This is a genomic window from bacterium (assembly GCA_024224155.1).
Lineage (GTDB): Bacteria > Acidobacteriota > Thermoanaerobaculia > Multivoradales > JAHEKO01 > CALZIK01.
The window spans coordinates 1-4,172 of sequence record JAAENP010000166.1 but is presented as its reverse complement, the minus strand read 5'-3'; the positions used below and the strand labels follow the sequence as shown (position 1 = coordinate 4,172).

The 4,172-nt window shown below is 65.5% G+C and carries 3 protein-coding genes; 1 reads left to right on the top strand and 2 read right to left on the bottom strand.

Translation table 11 applies throughout. The features are described from left to right. Positions 1-64 precede the first annotated feature (64 nt). Complete coding sequence (locus tag GY769_09960) at positions 65-1,396, top strand: hypothetical protein (GenBank protein MCP4202248.1); 1,332 nt, start codon at positions 65-67, stop codon at positions 1,394-1,396. 27 nt (positions 1,397-1,423) lie between these two features. On the opposite strand, the gene GY769_09955 is transcribed toward GY769_09960, so the two are convergent. Together GY769_09955 and GY769_09950 are read right to left on the bottom strand one after the other, a co-directional pair. Then, complete coding sequence (locus GY769_09955; GenBank protein ID MCP4202247.1) at positions 1,424-3,727, bottom strand: MMPL family transporter; 2,304 nt, start codon at positions 3,725-3,727, stop codon at positions 1,424-1,426. Continuing rightward, on the bottom strand, positions 3,724-4,172 hold a 449-nt coding region (locus tag GY769_09950; protein ID MCP4202246.1), incomplete at its 5' end, for a hypothetical protein. The genes GY769_09950 and GY769_09955, both read right to left, overlap by 4 nt.

Here is a 4,172-nt window from a genome sequence, read left to right as displayed (position 1 = left end):
AGGTGTGTGCTCTCGTGCCTAAGGTCAGACTGGTGTCGAGTCTCCGATCGACTCGGGATCCGTTGTGCCGCGCTCACGCTACATCCCGCTTTGTCTTACGACCCTGCTGGCCGTTGCGCCACAGCTTGCGGCCCAGGAGGAAGCCCTCCCCAACGTGGAGTTCAGCTTCCCGAACCCCTGTGCACGCAGCATGGGGTTCGGCGGAGCCTTTGTTGCCCTCGCCGACGACGCCACCGCCGCCTTCGCCAACCCGGCCGGGTTGGTGCAACTGGCCGAGCCGGAGGTCTCGATCGAAGGTCGCTACTGGGGCTACTCGACGCCTAACGTCGAAGGCGGCAGGATCTTCGGACCGCCGACCGGCCAGGGGCTAGACATGTCTCCGGGACTGCGGATCGGTGAGTCGTCCGAGGAGCTGAGCGGGCTCTCGTTCCTCTCCCTGGTCTACCCCGGCCGGAGCTGGTCGGTTGCCGTCTACCGGCACCAGTTGGCGAACTATGAGTTCTTCGGCCAGACGGAGGCACTCTTTGCCGGTCCGTGGGAGGGATTCCCGGGCAGCCGGGCACGATCCTGGGATCTGCGCAAGGGCTTCGACATGGAGATCGTGGGCTATGGGGTCTCCGCTGCCTATCGCTTGACCGACAGGCTCAGCCTCGGGCTCGGCCTGAGTTACTTCGAAGGCAGGGTGGCGTGGGTATCGGAGATCTTCGCGGCTTACGCCACCGAGAGTCCGACCGACTTCCAGTTCTACCATGCGCAGAGCCAGTTTGCCCCCGAGATGCTGGTGTTAACCACGTCGTCCCTCTGGGACGACGACAAGGGTTGGAGTGGCCTCGCGGGCGTATTGCTGCAGCTGTCGGAACGATGGAGCCTGGGTGCGGTGGCGCGGAAGGGACCCGAGCTGAATGGCGCATCGGATACCTTTGCGGGCCCCTTGAACGACGAATACGCGGCGGGCGAGCTGATCCAGTCCGGGGTCGGGACCATACGGCTCCCGAGCGTCATCGGCGTGGGGGCTGCGTTCCGCTCCCGCGACGACCGCCTCACGGTCGGTGTCGAGTGGGATCGGGTGTCCTACTCGGATATCCCGGAATCTACCGGCGCCTCGGCGGACTTCGTGCTCGACGACGGCGACGAGCTTCACATCGGCGCCGAGTACGCGTTTCTCGAGTCGAAGCCGATCGCGGCGCTCCGCCTCGGCGCGTGGCTGGATCCGGCCCACCGGGTCGGCTACCGCGGAGAGAACTACGTCGCCCAGGCGGTGCTCGACTCCGGCTCCGACGAGCTCCACCTGGCAGTGGGCATCGGCCTCGCCTTTAGGCGCTTCCAGCTCGACGTTGGCATCGACCTCTCGGATCTGGCCGACACCGCCTCGCTGTCCACGATCTACAGCTTCTAGCCCGGCTGGTCCCCGCAGCCGCCCCGACTACGAAGAGCGCGGCGGCGCCAGTCGTAGGAAACCCACGACCGCGGGCAGCGCCACCAGGTCGAACACCAGCGCCAACGCGATCACGGTGGCCGAAAGGACGCCGAAGTGGATCATCGAGTTGAAGCTGGCGAACACCAGAACCAGAAAACCGAGGCTCAGGGCAACGCTCGTATAGATGATCGGTCTGCCGACGGCGGTCAGTGCCCTCGCGATGGCGCGCCGCGTGTCAGGTGCTCGCTTCCTTTCGGACTCGAGCCGCACGAGCAGGTGGATCGAGTCGTCAACCACAAGCCCCAGGGCGATCACGGCAATCATGACCGTACCCACGTCGAGGGGAATCCCGAGCCAGGGCATCAGCGCGAGCGTGAAGAGGATCGGCAACAGGTTTGGAATCAACGCCACGAGCGCCAGCCGCGCGGACCGCAGCATCGCAAGCATCAGGAGACTGATGACCACGAACGCCAGCGACAGGCTCTTGATCTGGCTCGAGAGGAGATACCCCTCCATGCGGTGCATCAGGTGCACCATGCCGGTGGGCGTGACCGTCGCCGCTTCGCCGAAGAGCTCGGTCGCTCGCCGCTCGATCTCGAGCATCTTCCGCGACAGCTGTTGCGAGCGCGCCATCTGGACGCGCGCCACGATTCTCGCCGTAGCGTCACCGTCGGAGAGCAACGCGTCGATGTCCTCGCTCCCCTCGACCAGAAGAAGTTGCTGCGCTACCTCTTCGGACGAGGCGGGAATCGCAAAGAACCTCTCGTCGCCGCCGTAGAAAGCACGGTTGAGGGCCTTGACCATACCCACGACCGAATAGACGCCCGTCACTCCCTCGACAGCGCGGAGATACTCCTCGAAGGCCGCCATCCTTCGCAACAGCTCCGGCCGCCTGATCGCGTTCTCTTCGCCGGTCTCGACGAGGAACTCGAGCGACGAAGTACCTCCGACCCTAGCGTCGATCCACTCCGTCTCACCGCGCACCGGATCGTCGGGTTTCAGGTAGTCCAGCGAGTTGGTGCCGATGGTGAGCCGCGGCAGGGAGAGAAGCGCCGCAACGGTCAGAAGCGCCGAGACGGTTAGCACCGCCACCGCTCTCGACCGGCGCCAATCTCCCAATCCGCGGAGCAGGCCGGCCAGCCAACCTCCCGCGAACTGCGCTCGATGGCGCTCCGCCGGACAGGGACAGAGGGATAGCAGAACCGGCAGCAGAAGCACGGTGCCGATGAACGCGGCCACGACGCCGAAGGCGGCTACCAGGCCCAGCTCCCGGATCGGCACCAGGTCGGCGCTCAAGAGCGCCAGCAACCCGACCGCTGTCGTGACGCTGGTCATGAGGCAGGGCATCCAGACGTTCGTGAACGAGCGCTCGATGGCCTCGCGCTTGTCGTGCCGGCCGCTCGCCGTCTCGTGCAGGTAGTCGGCAATGAAGTGCATCGAATCCGCGATCGCCACGGCCATGAGCAGCGGCGTCAGGATCGTCGTGATGATATTGATGCGGTAGCCGAGCAGAGCGAGGAAGCCATAGGTCCAGCCGATCGTGACCCCGACGACCGTCACCGGCAACAGCACCATCTTGAGGCTGCGGAACATGGCGAACACGAGACCGATGATGATCAGCACCATGAGCGGCACGTAGGTCGCCTGATCCCGCTGGGTGTAGCGCAACAGCACATCGTCGATCACGGCCGTACCGCCAATGTGGAAACGTCTGCCGGTCTCCCGCTCCAGCTCCCCTACCAGCTCGCGGATCTGGGCAATGAGCTCGACCTTGTAGTCGAACGCGCCGATCAGATGGTCGATTTCGGCAACGACCGCGGCGCTCCTCAAGTCGTGAGAGACGACGGTGCCGGGGATGAAGGGGTCCGCCAGGGCGCGCTGCTTGACCGCGGCAAGCGCCGCGGGACTCGACGGTTTCTCCCCCACCGTGGGGTTGGCCAGGGGGTCGACCAGCGGGTCAAAATAGACGGTGTCCTCGTCTCCGAAGACGATCTTCGCCTCTGTCAGGCTCAGAACCCGCCGCACGTGGGGCAGCCCCTCGACCTCTTCGCTGATGCGCTGGATCAGCTCCAGTCCCGCTGGGGTGAAAGCACCGACATCAAACGCGATGGCGATGATCTCGTCGGTGCCGAAGCGATCGAGGAAGCGTCGGTACTCGGCGATGTCGTCTTCCCTGAAGTAGGTCTCGATCGAGTTGTCGAAACCGACCTCCGCCGCCTGCCAACCGAGCGCAACGGTTGCGACTGCCATCAACACGACCACAAGGACCCGGTGCCCGAGGATGAAGCGAACGAGCGCGAGCTTTGTCATCGGGTCCACTTGGTGAAGATCCGCAGCCGATCGTTGTCGCGCCAGGCACCGAAAAACGAGCCGGTCTTGCCTTCGACGAGGTCGATCTCCGCCCCCAGCCGAATTCCGTCGCTCGCCGGCCACGACCCGGACAACCGCACCAGGCTGTCGCCGTCCTCTGTGCCGAGGAACGCTTCGAAGCTCGCCTCCCACTCCGTGAGGAGCGAGCGCCCGAAGCTCACGAACACCGCGGGCAGGAAGCCCAGATCGAGCGAGACGGGGCCGGTGGCGGCGACCCCGGTCCCGGCCGTGCCGACTGGCGCGATCGAGCCGGAGGCACGCTCGCCGCCCGACTGGTCAGCATAGCCGGCGACCAGGCGCCAGGCTCTCCGCGTCCACTCGGTGTCGATCTCGTAGAGCAGGAAGTCGTCGTCGACATCCTCGGCGAACCGGAAGTGCCCTGCTT